We start from the raw sequence: 17,396 nt of genomic DNA on the forward strand, positions 1-17,396 counted from the left end.
CCCCTTTCTACTTTTGGTAATAATATTGGAGTGTGTCAGGGTAAATTTCGGTTGGGTAATTTCCGGTAAAACAGCCAAGGCAATAACCGCTTATGCCGTCCCCATCTTTTCTACCAATCGCTTCGATCATTCCCTCCACGCTAATAAACGTTAGCGTGTCCGCACCAATCAGTTCTCTCATTTCTTCGATCGATTTATCAGAAGCAATCAATTCTTCTTTTGTCGAGGTATCAATTCCATAGAAGCACGGATTTTTAATCGGAGGAGAGGTAATGACCACGTGAACCTCTGTTGCTCCTGCGTCTTTTAGCATCGTGACAATCCGCCTGCTTGTTGTTCCTCGAACAATCGAATCGTCCACCATCACGACTCTCTTTCCTTCTACTACGCCACGTACAGGGGAAAGCTTCATTTTTACCCCTTGCTCTCGTAACGATTGAGAAGGCTGGATGAACGTCCTTCCGACATAGCGGTTTTTGACTAATCCCATTTCATAGGGAATTCCCGTTGCTTCCGCATACCCAATCGCAGCTGAAATACTAGAATCCGGTACACCTGTGACGACATCCGCCTCAAACGGGGCTTCTATTGCCATTCTTTTCCCGAGGTTTTTACGGGCGGTATGAACGTTGATTCCTTGAATATTACTGTCCGGTCTTGAAAAATAAATATATTCCATCGTACAAATAGCTTTCGTTGTACTTACAGCGAATTGTTCAGAAGTTATCCCCTCATCATTGATAATTAATAGTTCCCCGGGGCGAATATCGCGAATATATTCCGCACCTACTACATCAAAAGCACAGGTTTCTGATGCAACAATATAGGCATCACCAAGGCATCCAAGCGAAAGAGGTCTTAAGCCGTGCGGATCAAGAGCCACCATTAATTCGTTTTCTGTCATGATAAGGTAGGCATACGCCCCTTTTAACATCGAGAGTGCGTTTTTGGCACGGTCCCTTGAATCAGTATAGCCGCTTCTCTTCATTAAGTGAGCTAATACCTCGGTATCAGAGCTTGTTTGAAAAATGCTCCCTTGAGCCTCAAGCTGATGTTTTAATGAGTTCACATTAACTAGGTTGCCATTATGTGCAAGGGCAAGACTTCCCATTTGTGAATGAAACAAGAGCGGCTGAACATTTTCGTACCCGCCGCCGCCTGCTGTTGCATACCGAACGTGTCCAATCGCTGCAGTACCTGCCAATTCCTTCATGGCACTTGCCGTAAAGATTTCGGACACGAGCCCTTCACCCTTTACGCCTTTTAACTTACTTCCATCAGATACAACAATGCCTGTTCCTTCCTGGCCGCGATGCTGCAGGCTGTGAAGTCCGTAATAGGTAAGTTGTGCTGCGTCTACATGTCCCCAAACCCCAAAAATTCCACACTCTTCATTTAATCCCTTGATTTCAGGTAACATGGGATCGCCCCTTTCCAGGCATCTTTTAATTCTCCAATTGAAGCTTCAAGTACAGTTGACTCACCCATTGTGATTTGCAATTTAGCTGTATCATTCACTAAACCGATTTGTACTGCGTCTACTAAGCTTTCAAATTCAAGCTTATCTTCTTCTTTTACCGACAAAAGGAAACGAGATTGTGTTTCACTGAATAAGGCAGAAACTAGGTTCCCCGCTATTTCTACTTCCGCTCCAAGCTTTTCATTCGCAAAAAGACATTCAGCTAACCCAACGGCTAAACCGCCTTCTGATAGGTCATGAGCTGATTGAACCAATCCTGCACGAATCGCAGCTAGGACCTGATTCTGTCTTTCTTTTTCAATCGTTATATTTAATTCAGGGGCTTTACCGAACACCTTTCCGTTCAGAAGCTTTTGCAGTTCACTGCCGCCGAATTCATCCTTTGTCTCCCCGACTAAATAAATAAGGTTGCCGCTATTTTTAAAGTGCTGTGTCGTAATATGATCAATATCGGTTACTAAACCAACCATCCCGACGACTGGTGTTGGATAGATCGCTGTTCCACTTGTTTCGTTATATAAAGAGACGTTTCCACCAATTACCGGTGTCTCAAGAACACGGCAGGCTTCGCTCATGCCATCAGCAGCTTTTTCAATCTGCCAGAACACTTCTGGTTTTTCCGGGTTTCCGAAATTTAGGTTGTCTGTAATCGCTAATGGTTCCGCACCAGAACAAACAATATTGCGGGCTGCTTCTGCCACGGCGATCTTCCCACCCATTTCTGGATCTAAATAGACATAGCGGGAATTACAATCCGTTGTCATCGCTAATGCTTTCCTTGTTCCACGAATTCTAACAACGGCAGCATCTGATCCTGGGGAAACGACTGTATTGGTACGCACCATGTAATCGTACTGCTCATACACCCATTCCTTACTTGCAACAGTTGGCTGACGTAAAATTTGTAAAAGCGTTTCTTTCACATCATCTACCTGTGGAATTTCGTTCTCCATCGCTTGGAACTCTTTAAAATAGCTTGGTTCTTTTGACGGTTTTTGGTAAACCGGTGCATCTTCCGCTAACGCATCAGCCGGAACGTCCGCAACGATTTCCCCGTTATGAATGAGACGAAGCTGTTTATCGCTAGTTACTGTCCCGATACCAACTGCCTCAAGTCCGTATTTTTCAAAAAGCTCGACGATTTCTTGTTCTCTACCTTTTTTCACAACGATGAGCATCCGTTCTTGGGATTCAGATAACATCATTTCGTAAGCAGACATCCCTGTTTCCCGCTGTGGAACCAAGTCTAAATTCATTTCAATTCCCATGCCTGCTTTACTGGCCATTTCCGCAGATGAGCTGACAAGTCCCGCTGCACCCATGTCCTGAATGCCAACAAGTGCATCAAAATGAATTAATTCTAAGCAAGCTTCAAGCAGTAATTTTTCCATAAATGGGTCGCCTACTTGAACTGCAGGACGATCCTCATTGGATTGTTCCGTTAATTCCTCGGAAGCAAAGGTTGCACCATGAATTCCGTCTCGGCCAGTTTTAGCCCCAACATACATAACAGTATTGCCTTCACCATGTGCTTGCCCTTTTTTAATGTCCTTATGGTCAATTAGTCCAACACACATGGCATTGACTAACGGATTTCCTTCATAGCAAGGATCGAATTGGATTTCGCCGCCAACTGTTGGAATTCCAATACAGTTGCCATAGCCGGCAATCCCTGCAACGACCTCTTTAAATAAATAGCGTACCCGGGCGGAGTCCAGTTCACCAAAGCGAAGCGAGTTTAACATAGCGATTGGTCTTGCTCCCATCGAGAAAACATCACGGATAATACCGCCTACGCCGGTTGCTGCTCCTTGATATGGTTCAATAGCTGATGGGTGATTATGACTTTCTATTTTAAAAACAACAGCCTGTTCATCCCCGATATCGACGATACCCGCACCTTCACCAGGTCCTTGTAAAACTCGTTCCCCTGTAATCGGGAACTTTCTAAGAATCGGCTTCGAATTTTTGTAGCTGCAATGTTCCGACCACATGACGGAAAATAAACCTGTTTCGGTATAATTCGGTGTACGTCCAAGAATGTTTTCAACCATTGCAAATTCTTCGTCGGACAAACCCATTTGCTGATATATTTTTTCTGCTTTGATCTGGTTAGGATTTGGTTCAAGCGTTGACAACATGTGCTTCCCTCCAAGCTTTTACAATCGATTGGAACATTTTCAGTCCATCGGCGCCGCCTAATAGTTCATCTACTGCTCTTTCCGGGTGTGGCATCATCCCAAGAACGTTTCCTTTTTCATTAGTAATTCCAGCGATATCAGCAAGACTACCGTTCGGATTCTGATTATAGGTAAAAACAATTTGATTATTTTCTTTCAGCTTCGCAAGTGTTTCCTCGTCACAATAGAAATTTCCTTCACCGTGCGCAACAGGGACAACAATTGATTCCCCTTTGCTGTATTCAGACGTAAACATCGTCTGATTGTTTTCTACTTTTAACTCAACAGGCTTACAAATAAATGAGAGGCTTTCGTTTCGTCTCATAGCCCCTGGAAGTAACCCTGCTTCGAGCAGAATTTGAAATCCGTTACATACTCCAAGAACCGGCTTTCCTGCTTCTGCCGCTTTGATGACTTCTTTCATAACATTACTAAATCTAGCAATAGCTCCAGTGCGCAAATAGTCACCATAAGAAAAGCCGCCTGGAAGCAAAATTCCATCAAATTCTTCTAAGCTTTCAGAATCATGCCAAACATATTCAACTTGCTCTCCAAGTTCATCTTGAATGGCATGGAACATATCAACGTCACAATTTGATCCTGGGAAGACGATGACTGCAAATTTCACAGAGTAACACACTCCTCTACTTCGTAACGGTAATCTTCAATGACCGGATTAGCTAAAAGATTGGTACAGATTTCATTGATCACTTCATTAATATCCCGATCTGATTTTTCAATCGTTAACTCCATATATTTTCCGATTCGGACATCGGCTACTTCCTTATAGTTTAGAGAATGTAACGAGTTGGTTACTGCTTTCCCCTGTGGGTCTAATACACTTTCTCTTAACGTGACAAATACCTTTACTTTATACATGCTGACGTCCTCCCAATCTCGCTAAAATATTTTCGTAAGCATCTGTTAAACTTCCTAAATCACGGCGGAATACATCCTTATCGAGCTTTTCATTGGTTTCTTTATCCCATAGCCTGCAGGTGTCGGGGGAAATTTCATCGGCAAGTAATATTTGACCGTCCTTGTCTTTTCCAAACTCTAGTTTAAAATCGATGAGACGTATGCCAAGTTCATTGAAGAAGCTTGATAAAACTGTATTAATTTGGAGTGCTTTTTCTCGTAAAATTGCTGCATCCTCTTCAGTTGCAACTTGCAGTTCAAGGATGTGATCTAATGTTACAAGCGGATCTCCAAGTTCATCGTTTTTCAGGTAAAACTCAACAATCGGCGTCGATAACTCGCGGCCCTCTTCGATTCCCAATCTATTTGCAAGGCTTCCTGCCGCAATATTTCGGACAACTACTTCAAGCGGAATGATGGTTACTTTTTTCACCAATTGTTCTATTTCAGATATACGCTCGATAAAGTGGGATTCAATTCCCTGTTCTTTAAGTTTTAAAAATAACAAACTAGTAATCTCGTTATTTAAACGGCCTTTTCCTGTGATGTCAGCCTTCTTTTGTCCGTTATAAGCAGTTGCTGAATCCTTATACTCAACCAAAACAATCTGTTCGTCGTCTGTTGCATAAATTCGTTTCGCTTTTCCTTCGTATAAAGGTTTTTTCATTGTAGAAACGCCTCCTATATTGCAATATTGGGAATCTTCATACTAGGCGAGGGGCATGAGTGCCCCTGCTCTCGCCTTTTTTATGTTTTAGTCACATGTCCTTTTACTCATTCAACCCTAAGCGGTCAAAAATTGTATCTACATGTTGCAGATGATAGCTATAATCAAAACAATCGGCAATTTCAGCACTGGATAGCAGCGAAGTAATTTTATCCTCTGCTTCAATTAAGCTGCGGAAAGGAACTTGTTTCTCCCATGCTTCCATCGCCTTTGGCTGTACTGTGTCATAGGCTTCTTCGCGAGATAACCCCTTATCAATCAGCGCAAGCAACACACGTTGGGAATAAATCAACCCGAGGGTACGATCCATGTTGCGCTTCATATTTTCCGGATAAACGGTTAGGTTCTTCACAATGTTTCCAAAGCGGTTCAACATATAATTCAAAGCAATCGTGGCATCTGGCAAAATGATCCGTTCCGCAGATGAGTGAGAGATATCACGTTCATGCCAAAGCGGTACATTTTCGTAAGCCGTCATCATATAGCCACGAATCACGCGGGCCAAACCGGTCATATTTTCCGAACCAATTGGATTTCGTTTATGCGGCATTGCTGAAGATCCCTTTTGTCCCTTTGCAAAAAACTCTTCTACCTCACGAGTTTCACTCTTTTGCAGTCCGCGAACCTCAACAGCGAATTTCTCAATAGAAGTTGCAATCAAAGCAAGTGTCGACATGTAGTGGGCATGGCGGTCGCGCTGCAAGGTTTGCGTCGAAATCGGCGCCCGTTGCAACCCTAATTTTTCACAAACATACTGTTCTACAAACGGATTAATATTCGCGTATGTCCCCACCGCACCTGAAATCTTTCCGAACTCGATACCCTCGGCCGCTTGTCTAAAGCGCTCCAAGTTCCGTTTCATTTCTTCATACCAAAGGGCAAGCTTTAAACCAAATGTGGTCGGCTCCGCATGAACTCCGTGCGTCCGTCCCATCATTACCGTTAATTTATGTTCCTTGGCTTTATTTTTTAATATCTCAACAAAGTTTTCTAAGTCTTTTTGTAAAATCGCATTGGCCTGCTTTAATAAATAAGAAAGGGCCGTATCAACCACATCTGTTGAAGTTAGGCCGTAATGGACCCATTTCCGCTCTTCCCCTAATGTTTCAGAGACAGCTCGGGTAAAGGCAACCACATCGTGCCGTGTTTCCTCTTCGATCTCCTTAATGCGGTCAATATTAAAAGAGGCATTTTCACGAAGTTTCTTAACATCTTCCTTTGGAATATCCCCAAGTTCGGCCCATGCTTCACATGCAAGGATTTCCACCTCAAGCCAAGCATTAAAGCGGTTTTCCTCTGTCCAAATAGCTCCCATTTCCGGTCTAGTATAACGATCAATCATGTTTTATCCCCCGATCTTTTCTTTTGTTTTTTTCCAGATGCTGCTTTCATTAATTTCCGCAAGAGCCGCTTCGACATTCTCTCGCAAAATCGTCACATGGCCCATTTTCCGTTTGATTTTTGGTTCTTTTTTTCCATATAAATGAATCTTCCAGTCATTCAAAGTCGGAATTTCCTCAAATAGGTTTTCAAGATGCTCTCCTAATAGGTTAACCATAACAGCCGGTTTTAATAGCCCCGTTCTCCCTAGCGGCCAATTACAGATCGCACGGATATGCTGCTCGAACTGTGACGTTTCACAAGCTTCAATTGTGAAATGGCCAGAATTATGCGGTCGTGGCGCCAATTCATTAATATAAATGGTTCCATCACTAGTCAAAAACATTTCGACAGCAAGCGTCCCGACTAATTGTAACGAATCGGCCAGCTTCTTTGCCAGTTGAATAGCTTCTCTTTGTAAAACTTGTGAAATTCGTGCAGGAACAATCGTCGTATCTAAAATATTTTCTTCATGAATGTTTTCAGCGACTGGAAAAAATGTCGTTTCACCATCAAGCTTTCGTGTCACAATCACAGATATCTCTTTTTCAAAGGGAATCCATTTTTCTACTACACAGGCACCATGTTTTAGAAGGGGTTCCCCTTTCGATAAATCCTGAGGTTCCCTAATCACCAGTTGTCCCTTCCCGTCATAACCGCCTCTTGCTGTTTTCAGGACAGCCGGGTAACCGATGGTGTTAATTTTTAAAAATAAATCCTCTATGCTGTTAACTACTTCATATGGTGCAACATCTACCCCAGCTTGTTGGATGGCTGCTTTCTCCTTAATCCTGTCCTGCGTGACCGTTAACAGCCGCGGGCCTTGCGGCACATAAGCTTGATCACATAACCAGTCTAATGTATCTGCATCAATGTTTTCAAATTCATATGTGATGACATCACTAACTTCTGCTAATTTACCGATGGCTTTGCGATCATCATAAGCCCCAATGACTTCAATATCTGCGACTTGTCCGCACGGAGAATCTGCCGTCGGTTCTAATACCGCAATTCGAAAGCCTTGAGCCTTTGCCGCTAGAGCCATCATACGACCAAGTTGGCCGCCGCCGATAATTCCTATCGTTGCTCCTGGTAAAATCGTTTTGTTAGACAAGTTGATCACTACTTTCCAGTACCTCTTGTTTAGTTGCTTCTCTTCTTGCTTCTAATTTTCCAGCTAATTCAGCGTCTCCCGTTGCTAAAATTTGTGCAGCTAGTAAACCGGCATTCACTGCACCCGCTTTGCCAATCGCTACTGTTGCTACAGGTACACCACCCGGCATTTGGACGATAGACAGCAAAGAATCCAATCCCTTTAATGCCTGTGTTTGTACGGGAACACCGATGACCGGCAAGATGGTTTGTGAAGCTACCATTCCGGGAAGGTGGGCCGCACCTCCGGCTCCGGCAATAATCACCTTTAAACCTCTATCTCTGGCTTCCTTTGCATATGTAAACATCAAATCAGGTGTCCGATGGGCTGATACCACTTTTTTTTCATAAGCAATTTCTAACTGGTCGAGAACCTCACAAGTATATTTCATTGATTCCCAATCCGATTTACTCCCCATGATAACTCCAACAAGAATGGACATCGCTAATCCTCCTTTTTTACCTAAATAAAAAGCCCGAACAAATAGCTTCTCAAGAAAGAGAAAGCCATTTGTTCGGGCATAACAATAGAAAGGGGCCAGCCCTTAATCTACCGAACATATTGACTTTCCCTCATAGTCCAATAATTTACGGTTATTGGGTAGAAACTTATGGGCCATATCCCCATGGATATACGAGGGTAAAGATAAATTGTTTAATTCACTCCTATATAGTACAATCAACTCAGGAAGGTGTCAACACATAAATCGAACGTTATTTTCAAATCGAACTATAATGTTCGTGTTTTACTCTGTTAATATGCCTTCAAAGATGATTTGGCGTGCTACAGGTTCATAAATAGTTTCGCTGCCTTTTTTTATTTCATGAAAAATTGGCTTCTCCGTTCGGCGTACAGGCGTATATCCCAACTTTTTCATTCTATTCAAGCATTCCTCAATACTTTCGTTTTCATGTACCTCAAATTGCATTTTCTTTTTACCCATTGACACTAATTACCTCTCTTTCCACCTTTAATGTCTCTCTCTAAGTAAGGCATTTTCTACCTCTCTTAATAACATAGTGTCTTCTGCCAACTTTATTTCGTAATCAAACAGGGTTTGAGCAATAATCCTTCTTGCTCCTTTTGCCGCATCCCAGTAATAGGCATCATCCACAAGACCCGTTACTGTGTATTCTATCCCTCGATAACCCGAATTTATCGTAGTCATTCCATATACTTTGAACGGCTCTATCGCACAATTGGAATGGTCTAACTTTAAACATGGTTTGTGTACTTCATTTATTTTTTCACACGCAATCTCAAGAATTTCAAACACCCTTTCAGGATTTTCCCGATAGCTTACCACTACTCTTTCAATCACCCTCATTTGATCGATATTAAAGTTGTGAATCTGTTTTACTTCTCCATTGCTTATCGTTAAAACCTTTCCACTCCATTCTCTAATCTTTAAGAACCTTAATCCTATATCCACAACCGTTCCATTAAAGGTATTATTGATTGTGATAAAATCGCCTTTATGCAGCTGCTTTTCATAAATCAAGAAAATACCTGAGAGAATATCTTTGATTAAGCTTTGCGCCCCAAACCCAACGATTACCCCGACAACCCCTGCTCCAGCAAGAATTCTTCCAAAATTACTTACATATTGGGATATCGCAAAAAAGATAAAACTAATCGTAACTGTGTATTTTGTTAAAGAGCGGATCATGCTTTCAATCGTTTGCTCTTTTCGTTCCTCAATGAAATGGGTTTTTAGAAAGAAATTATGAACTGTTTTATTTATGATAAAAACAATGACCCTTGCAATAACAGCAGCTATTAGAATACTTATCAGTTTATAGTGATGCAGGAATTCCATCATATCACCCACTTGTCTTCCAATCATACTTAGTGTTTGCAATGTTTGATGATAATAACAATTGATGGAAAAATAATTTTACGAAAGACTTTTTACCTGCTCACTTGTGAGATTTTGTCCTTTGAAACCCTCAGAGTGACCGTTTAGTCCTTTTTTCTTCGTGTGCGGGCGCTGTGAGCCTTAAGAGCGGACACCTATCCTTACTGCCTGATTTACAGCACCATAAATTCCTAATCACCTAAAAACAAATTATTTTCTCCACATAACAAAAAAGACAACCATTACTGGTTGTCCCTTGATTTGCCTGGCAACGTCCTACTCTCACAGGGACGCGTGTCCCAACTACCATCGGCGCTGAGAAGCTTAACTTCCGTGTTCGGTATGGGAACGGGTGTGACCTTCTCGCCATTACTGCCAGACTATTTTTTTAGAGGAATCATTCCCTCAAAACTAGATAATGCAGAAGAAGTTTGTAAAAACGAGTATGCCTTAAAAAATTGGTTAAGTCCTCGAACGATTAGTATCAGTCAGCTCCACATGTTACCACGCTTCCACCTCTGACCTATCAACCTGATCATCTTTCAGGGTTCTTACTAGCTTGCGCTATGGGAAATCTCATCTTGAGGGGGGCTTCATGCTTAGATGCTTTCAGCACTTATCCCGTCCGCACATAGCTACCCAGCGATGCCCTTGGCAGAACAACTGGTACACCAGCGGTGCGTCCATCCCGGTCCTCTCGTACTAAGGACAGCTCCTCTCAAATTTCCTGCGCCCACGACGGATAGGGACCGAACTGTCTCACGACGTTCTGAACCCAGCTCGCGTACCGCTTTAATGGGCGAACAGCCCAACCCTTGGGACCGACTACAGCCCCAGGATGCGATGAGCCGACATCGAGGTGCCAAACCTCCCCGTCGATGTGGACTCTTGGGGGAGATAAGCCTGTTATCCCCGGGGTAGCTTTTATCCGTTGAGCGATGGCCCTTCCATGCGGAACCACCGGATCACTAAGCCCGACTTTCGTCCCTGCTCGACTTGTAGGTCTCGCAGTCAAGCTCCCTTGTGCCTTTACACTCTGCGAATGATTTCCAACCATTCTGAGGGAACCTTTGGGCGCCTCCGTTACTCTTTAGGAGGCGACCGCCCCAGTCAAACTGCCCACCTGACACTGTCTCCCACCCCGATCAGGGGTGCGGGTTAGAATTTCAATACAGCCAGGGTAGTATCCCACCGACGCCTCCACCGAAGCTAGCGCTCCGGCTTCTCAGGCTCCTACCTATCCTGTACAAGCTGTACCAAAATTCAATATCAGGCTACAGTAAAGCTCCACGGGGTCTTTCCGTCCTGTCGCGGGTAACCTGCATCTTCACAGGTACTATAATTTCACCGAGTCTCTCGTTGAGACAGTGCCCAGATCGTTACGCCTTTCGTGCGGGTCGGAACTTACCCGACAAGGAATTTCGCTACCTTAGGACCGTTATAGTTACGGCCGCCGTTTACTGGGGCTTCGATTCAGAGCTTCGCTTAGCAGCTAACCCCTCCTCTTAACCTTCCAGCACCGGGCAGGCGTCAGCCCCTATACTTCGCCTTGCGGCTTCGCAGAGACCTGTGTTTTTGCTAAACAGTCGCCTGGGCCTATTCACTGCGGCTCTTCGAGGCTATTCACCTCAAAAAGCACCCCTTCTCCCGAAGTTACGGGGTCATTTTGCCGAGTTCCTTAACGAGAGTTCTCTCGCTCACCTTAGGATTCTCTCCTCGCCTACCTGTGTCGGTTTGCGGTACGGGCACCTTTTATCTCGCTAGAGGCTTTTCTTGGCAGTGTGGAATCAGGAACTTCGGTACTAAATTTCCCTCGCTATCACAGCTCAGCCTTTGCGAGAAGCGGATTTTCCTACTTCTCAGCCTAACTGCTTAGACGCGCATATCCAACAGCGCGCTTACCCTATCCTCCTGCGTCCCCCCATTGCTCAAACGATAAAGAGGTGGTACAGGAATATCAACCTGTTGTCCATCGCCTACGCCTTTCGGCCTCGGCTTAGGTCCCGACTAACCCTGAGCGGACGAGCCTTCCTCAGGAAACCTTAGGCATTCGGTGGATGAGATTCTCACTCATCTTTCGCTACTCATACCGGCATTCTCACTTCTAAGCGCTCCACCAGTCCTTACGGTCTAGCTTCAACGCCCTTAGAACGCTCTCCTACCACTGACATCTAAGATGTCAATCCACAGCTTCGGTGATACGTTTAGCCCCGGTACATTTTCGGCGCAGAGTCATTCGACCAGTGAGCTATTACGCACTCTTTAAATGGTGGCTGCTTCTAAGCCAACATCCTGGTTGTCTAAACAACTCCACATCCTTTTCCACTTAACGTATACTTTGGGACCTTAGCTGGTGGTCTGGGCTGTTTCCCTTTTGACTACGGATCTTATCACTCGCAGTCTGACTCCCACGGATAAGTCTTTGGCATTCGGAGTTTGTCTGAATTCGGTAACCCGATGAGGGCCCCTAGTCCAAACAGTGCTCTACCTCCAAGACTCTTACTACGTGAGGCTAGCCCTAAAGCTATTTCGGAGAGAACCAGCTATCTCCAAGTTCGATTGGAATTTCTCCGCTACCCACACCTCATCCCCGCACTTTTCAACGTGCGTGGGTTCGGGCCTCCATCCAGTGTTACCTGGACTTCACCCTGGACATGGGTAGATCACCTGGTTTCGGGTCTACGACCACATACTCATACGCCCTATTCAGACTCGCTTTCGCTGCGGCTCCGTCTCTTCAACTTAACCTTGCATGGGATCGTAACTCGCCGGTTCATTCTACAAAAGGCACGCTATCACCCATTAACGGGCTCTAACTACTTGTAGGCACACGGTTTCAGGAACTATTTCACTCCCCTTCCGGGGTGCTTTTCACCTTTCCCTCACGGTACTGGTTCACTATCGGTCACTAGGGAGTATTTAGCCTTGGGAGATGGTCCTCCCTGCTTCCGACCGGATTTCTCGTGTCCGGCCGTACTCAGGATCCACTCAGGAGGGAACGAAGTTTCGACTACAGGGTTTTTACCTTCTATGACGGACCTTTCCAGGTCGCTTCATCTACCCCGTTCCTTTGTAACTCCATGTTGAGTGTCCTACAACCCCAAGAGGCAAGCCTCTTGGTTTGGGCTATGTCCCGTTTCGCTCGCCGCTACTCAGGGAATCGCATTTGCTTTCTCTTCCTCCGGGTACTTAGATGTTTCAGTTCCCCGGGTATGCCTTCAATACCCTATGTATTCAGGTAAAGATACTGTTCCATTACGAACAGTGGGTTCCCCCATTCGGAAATCTCCGGATCAAAGCTTACTTACAGCTCCCCGAAGCATATCGGTGTTAGTCCCGTCCTTCATCGGCTCCTAGTGCCAAGGCATTCACCGTGCGCCCTTTCTAACTTAACCTAAAAGGTTTGTTTCTTCTTATTAAATAAGAAATTGGCATTGACTCAGTTCTTACATTGACTTCTTCATTACGATTATCTAGTTTTCAAAGAACGATTAAAAAAAAGTTTTGAGAGAATTGTACTCTCAAAACTAAACAAACAAATATCGTGTCACAAACTGTTTTGTCTGGCTCATATGTCCAGCTTTATCCTTAGAAAGGAGGTGATCCAGCCGCACCTTCCGATACGGCTACCTTGTTACGACTTCACCCCAATCATCTGTCCCACCTTAGGCGGCTGGCTCCTTACGGTTACCCCACCGACTTCGGGTGTTACAAACTCTCGTGGTGTGACGGGCGGTGTGTACAAGGCCCGGGAACGTATTCACCGCGGCATGCTGATCCGCGATTACTAGCGATTCCGGCTTCATGCAGGCGAGTTGCAGCCTGCAATCCGAACTGAGAATGGTTTTATGGGATTGGCTAAACCTCGCGGTCTTGCAGCCCTTTGTACCATCCATTGTAGCACGTGTGTAGCCCAGGTCATAAGGGGCATGATGATTTGACGTCATCCCCACCTTCCTCCGGTTTGTCACCGGCAGTCACCTTAGAGTGCCCAACTGAATGCTGGCAACTAAGATCAAGGGTTGCGCTCGTTGCGGGACTTAACCCAACATCTCACGACACGAGCTGACGACAACCATGCACCACCTGTCACTCTGTCCCCCGAAGGGGAAATTCCTATCTCTAGGAGTGTCAGAGGATGTCAAGACCTGGTAAGGTTCTTCGCGTTGCTTCGAATTAAACCACATGCTCCACCGCTTGTGCGGGCCCCCGTCAATTCCTTTGAGTTTCAGCCTTGCGGCCGTACTCCCCAGGCGGAGTGCTTAATGCGTTAGCTGCAGCACTAAGGGGCGGAAACCCCCTAACACTTAGCACTCATCGTTTACGGCGTGGACTACCAGGGTATCTAATCCTGTTTGCTCCCCACGCTTTCGCGCCTCAGCGTCAGTTACAGACCAGAAAGCCGCCTTCGCCACTGGTGTTCCTCCACATCTCTACGCATTTCACCGCTACACGTGGAATTCCGCTTTCCTCTTCTGCACTCAAGTCCCCCAGTTTCCAATGACCCTCCACGGTTGAGCCGTGGGCTTTCACATCAGACTTAAAGGACCGCCTGCGCGCGCTTTACGCCCAATAATTCCGGACAACGCTTGCCACCTACGTATTACCGCGGCTGCTGGCACGTAGTTAGCCGTGGCTTTCTGGTTAGGTACCGTCAAGGTACCGGCAGTTACTCCGGTACTTGTTCTTCCCTAACAACAGAGCTTTACGACCCGAAGGCCTTCATCGCTCACGCGGCGTTGCTCCATCAGACTTTCGTCCATTGTGGAAGATTCCCTACTGCTGCCTCCCGTAGGAGTCTGGGCCGTGTCTCAGTCCCAGTGTGGCCGATCACCCTCTCAGGTCGGCTACGCATCGTCGCCTTGGTGAGCCGTTACCTCACCAACTAGCTAATGCGCCGCGGGCCCATCTGTAAGTGTCAGCCGAAACCGACTTTCAGCTTTTCCTCATGAGAGGAAAAGGATTATCCGGTATTAGCACCGGTTTCCCGGTGTTATCCCAGTCTTACAGGCAGGTTGCCCACGTGTTACTCACCCGTCCGCCGCTAACCAACAGGAGCAAGCTCCTATTGATTCGCTCGACTTGCATGTATTAGGCACGCCGCCAGCGTTCGTCCTGAGCCAGGATCAAACTCTCCAAGAAAGTTGATTAGCTCATTTTGTTACGTTGGCTTAGTTTCTTAATTGAAACTAAAAATTTTTGTTTGTTTGCACGATTTTGTTTGTTTAGTTTTCAAAGAACAATCTCGTTACTTCGTTTGAAGCAACTTTATAACTATAACATTTCAGCAATTCGTTGTCAACCAATTTATCGAATGTTTTTCAACACCAACAAGTTGTTAACTCGTCAATAACGACTGCTTTAATATAATACCACCTAGATAAGACAACGTCAATAAAAATTTCAAATGAATTTACCTATATCAACTTTCTTCTATTAATAAGTATAAAAGCCGATCCAAACATTTGGACCGGCTCTCAATTTACTTAGTAATCTTAATGATACCTTCTTGCTTCAACTCCACTTGACCTTGCTTATTAATAACAATTTTTTCACCTTCAGCTAAGTTCGTGAAGACAATCGGTGTGATTGTGGATGTTGCGTGTTCTTTAATGTAGTTTAAATCTACTTTCAATAAAGGCTGTCCTTGTTCGACAATGTCATTTTCTGACACTAATGTCTCAAATCCTTGGCCTTTTAAATTAACAGTATCAATACCCACATGAATTAGTATTTCACGACCAGTATCAGATAAAATACCGATTGCATGTTTTGTTGGGAATAGGTTTACGATTTTTCCATTGACAGGTGAAACAATCATTCCTTCTGCCGGTACAATTGCAAATCCATCGCCCATCATTTTCCCAGCAAACACCTGATCCGGCACTTCAGTAATCGGCTTGATTTCCCCTTTTAGCGGTGCTGCAAATACTTCATTTTCACGTGCTTTTTGAAGTGCATCTGAATTAGTGGCCTCGTTCTGTTTTTCTGCACCTTTTTCTGGTGTAGCAACAGAAGTCGTACGAGGTCGCTTACCTGACATGATATCTTTCATTTGTCCTTTGATTGTTTCAGAACGCGGTCCAAAAATCGCTTGAATGTTATTACCTACTTCAAGGACACCTGCCGCACCAAGTTTCTTCAGTTGGGCTTTATCAACGTTTTTACTATCATTAACCGATACACGAAGACGTGTAATACAAGCATCTAAATGAGCAATATTTTCCTTACCACCCATCGCATCTAAAATATTAGCTGCTAAATCACCTGCGCCTGCTTTGCCTGCCGGTGCTTGGCTCTCATCTTCTTCTTCTAATTCACGACCTGGTGTTTTTAAATTCCATTTGCGGATCGCAAATCGGAAACCGAAGTAATAAATCAATGCAAAGACAAGACCTACAGGTATAACAATCCACGCATTTGTTTGTGGGTTGATTAAACCAAAAAGAATATAGTCAATTAATCCACCTGAGAATGTCATCCCGATTTTTACATTTAACAAATGCATTGTCATAAAGGATAATCCCGCAAAAATTGCGTGGATTCCAAATAATACTGGAGCAACAAACAAGAATGAGAATTCAATTGGTTCTGTAATACCTGTTAGGAAAGAAGTTAACGCTGCAGAAGCCATCAATCCCCCTACAATCGCTTTCTTTTCTGGTCGAGCCTCATGGTAAATGGCTAGTGCTGCTGCAGGAAGTCCAAACATCATAAACGGATATTTACCCGTTGTAAATGTACCTGCAGTTAAATGTTGTACATTATCTTTAATTTGTTCCATGAAAATACGTTGGTCACCACGTACAAGATCGCCAGCAGCATTTGTATAGCTGCCAAATTCATACCAGAATGGCGCATAGAAAATATGATGCAATCCAAATGGAATTAATGAACGTTCAATGACCCCAAAAATAAAGGCAGCAACAGTTCTGTTTGCATCAACCATGTTAGTGGAGAAAAGATTCAAGCCTGTTTGAATTGGAGGCCAAATAACAATCATTAGCAATCCTAAAAGAACAGTACTTGCAGCTGTTGCAATTGGAACGAATCGCTTACCAGCAAAGAATCCTAGATAGGATGGCAATTCTATTTCGAAGAATCTATTATACATATACGCGGCAATCAGACCTACGATGATACCTCCAAAAACTCCGGTTTGCAGTGTTGGAATCCCTAAAACTGACGCGTAACTTTGAGGATGCTTCGCAAGCGCATCTGCATCTATTCCTAAAGCAGTTCCCATGGTTGCATTCATAATCAGGAAACCTACAATCGCAGCAAGTCCAGCTACACCTTCTCCTCCAGCTAGTCCAATCGCTACCCCAACGGCAAATAATAACGACAGGTTACCAAATATAACACTACCTGCCTGTTCCATAATTTTCGCAACCATCGCAATCCCACTATTATCTAAGAATGGGGCGAGGTCAATTAATGTCGGGTTTTGAAGTGCATTACCAACTGCTAATAATATCCCGGCAGCAGGCAAAATCGCTACTGGTAGCATAAGTGCTTTACCGACTTTCTGTAAAACACCAAAAGCATTTTTAAACATAAAAAATACCTCCTAATTTTTTGTTCAGCTCATAAAGCGGTTACATTATCTACAAAAAATACAATAAAAAAGGCATGAGTAAAAAAATCCAATTGAATGAAACTATGGGTATAGATTACCCCATTAACTTCATTTCAATTAA

At 44.3% G+C, this 17,396-nt stretch carries 11 protein-coding genes, 3 rRNA genes and 1 riboswitch; all 14 genes read right to left on the bottom strand.

Annotated elements, in window-relative coordinates:
* Positions 1–7: 7 nt before the first annotated feature.
* On the bottom strand, positions 8–1,420 hold the full coding sequence (gene purF, locus QF028_RS26135) for an amidophosphoribosyltransferase (protein ID WP_429470247.1): 1,413 nt from the start codon (positions 1,418–1,420) through the stop codon (positions 8–10).
* Positions 1,396–3,621 (bottom strand): phosphoribosylformylglycinamidine synthase subunit PurL, encoded by a 2,226-nt coding sequence (gene purL, locus QF028_RS26140; RefSeq protein ID WP_429470249.1) that lies wholly within the window; start codon positions 3,619–3,621, stop codon positions 1,396–1,398. Before purL ends, purF begins: the two co-directional genes overlap by 25 nt.
* Positions 3,605–4,288 carry a phosphoribosylformylglycinamidine synthase subunit PurQ gene (gene purQ, locus QF028_RS26145; RefSeq protein WP_429470251.1) on the bottom strand — a complete coding sequence of 228 codons (684 nt, stop codon included), beginning with the start codon at positions 4,286–4,288 and terminating at the stop codon, positions 3,605–3,607. The genes purL and purQ overlap by 17 nt, the downstream gene beginning before the upstream one ends.
* Complete coding sequence (gene purS / locus QF028_RS26150; protein WP_026564723.1) at positions 4,285–4,539, bottom strand: phosphoribosylformylglycinamidine synthase subunit PurS; 255 nt, start codon at positions 4,537–4,539, stop codon at positions 4,285–4,287. The genes purQ and purS overlap by 4 nt, the downstream gene beginning before the upstream one ends.
* Positions 4,532–5,245 carry a phosphoribosylaminoimidazolesuccinocarboxamide synthase gene (gene purC, locus QF028_RS26155; protein ID WP_098934681.1) on the bottom strand — a complete coding sequence of 238 codons (714 nt, stop codon included), beginning with the start codon at positions 5,243–5,245 and terminating at the stop codon, positions 4,532–4,534. The genes purS and purC overlap by 8 nt, the downstream gene beginning before the upstream one ends.
* 103 nt (positions 5,246–5,348) lie before the next feature.
* Positions 5,349–6,647 carry an adenylosuccinate lyase gene (gene purB, locus QF028_RS26160; protein WP_088085139.1) on the bottom strand — a complete coding sequence of 433 codons (1,299 nt, stop codon included), beginning with the start codon at positions 6,645–6,647 and terminating at the stop codon, positions 5,349–5,351.
* Between the two features lie 3 nt (positions 6,648–6,650).
* Positions 6,651–7,799: a 5-(carboxyamino)imidazole ribonucleotide synthase gene (purK, locus tag QF028_RS26165; RefSeq protein WP_429472555.1), complete on the bottom strand. Its 1,149-nt coding sequence runs from the start codon at positions 7,797–7,799 to the stop codon at positions 6,651–6,653.
* Positions 7,792–8,280 carry a 5-(carboxyamino)imidazole ribonucleotide mutase gene (gene purE / locus QF028_RS26170; protein ID WP_088085138.1) on the bottom strand — a complete coding sequence of 163 codons (489 nt, stop codon included), beginning with the start codon at positions 8,278–8,280 and terminating at the stop codon, positions 7,792–7,794. The genes purK and purE overlap by 8 nt, the downstream gene beginning before the upstream one ends.
* 113 nt (positions 8,281–8,393) lie before the next feature.
* Positions 8,394–8,495, bottom strand: a riboswitch (purine riboswitch).
* Positions 8,496–8,583: 88 nt separating this feature from the next.
* The gene (locus tag QF028_RS26175; RefSeq protein WP_410884895.1) at positions 8,584–8,787 is read right to left on the bottom strand and encodes an NETI motif-containing protein; all 204 of its coding nucleotides are present in this window, start codon (positions 8,785–8,787) and stop codon (positions 8,584–8,586) included.
* Between the two features lie 21 nt (positions 8,788–8,808).
* A complete protein-coding gene (locus QF028_RS26180; protein ID WP_429470255.1) occupies positions 8,809–9,660 on the bottom strand; it encodes a mechanosensitive ion channel family protein in 852 nt (283 codons plus the stop codon).
* A gap of 299 nt (positions 9,661–9,959) precedes the next feature.
* Positions 9,960–10,076, bottom strand: a 5S ribosomal RNA gene (rrf, locus tag QF028_RS26185).
* Positions 10,077–10,154: 78 nt separating this feature from the next.
* A 23S ribosomal RNA gene (locus tag QF028_RS26190) occupies positions 10,155–13,091 on the bottom strand.
* Positions 13,092–13,288: 197 nt separating this feature from the next.
* A 16S ribosomal RNA gene (locus tag QF028_RS26195) occupies positions 13,289–14,838 on the bottom strand.
* The 16S, 23S and 5S rRNA genes sit together here, the layout of an rRNA operon.
* A gap of 340 nt (positions 14,839–15,178) precedes the next feature.
* Positions 15,179–17,254, bottom strand: coding sequence for a glucose-specific PTS transporter subunit IIBC (ptsG, locus tag QF028_RS26200; protein WP_429470257.1), 2,076 nt, complete (start codon positions 17,252–17,254; stop codon positions 15,179–15,181).
* Between the last annotated feature and the right edge of the window lie 142 nt (positions 17,255–17,396).

The sequence above is a fragment of the Neobacillus sp. B4I6 genome (genome assembly GCF_050434045.1).
Lineage (GTDB): Bacteria > Bacillota > Bacilli > Bacillales > Cytobacillaceae > Neobacillus.

Bases quoted from the DNA above. Each gene is read 5' to 3' on its own strand.
- purS (WP_026564723.1), bottom strand. From the start codon at position 4,539: ATGTATAAAGTAAAGGTATTTGTCACGTTAAGAGAAAGTGTATTAGAC.
- purF (WP_429470247.1), bottom strand. From the start codon at position 1,420: ATGTTACCTGAAATCAAGGGATTAAATGAAGAGTGTGGAATTTTTGGG.
- purE (WP_088085138.1), bottom strand. From the start codon at position 8,280: ATGTCCATTCTTGTTGGAGTTATCATGGGGAGTAAATCGGATTGGGAA.
- purC (WP_098934681.1), bottom strand. From the start codon at position 5,245: ATGAAAAAACCTTTATACGAAGGAAAAGCGAAACGAATTTATGCAACA.
- purL (WP_429470249.1), bottom strand. From the start codon at position 3,621: ATGTTGTCAACGCTTGAACCAAATCCTAACCAGATCAAAGCAGAAAAA.
- QF028_RS26180 (WP_429470255.1), bottom strand. From the start codon at position 9,660: ATGATGGAATTCCTGCATCACTATAAACTGATAAGTATTCTAATAGCT.
- ptsG (WP_429470257.1), bottom strand. From the start codon at position 17,254: ATGTTTAAAAATGCTTTTGGTGTTTTACAGAAAGTCGGTAAAGCACTT.
- purB (WP_088085139.1), bottom strand. From the start codon at position 6,647: ATGATTGATCGTTATACTAGACCGGAAATGGGAGCTATTTGGACAGAG.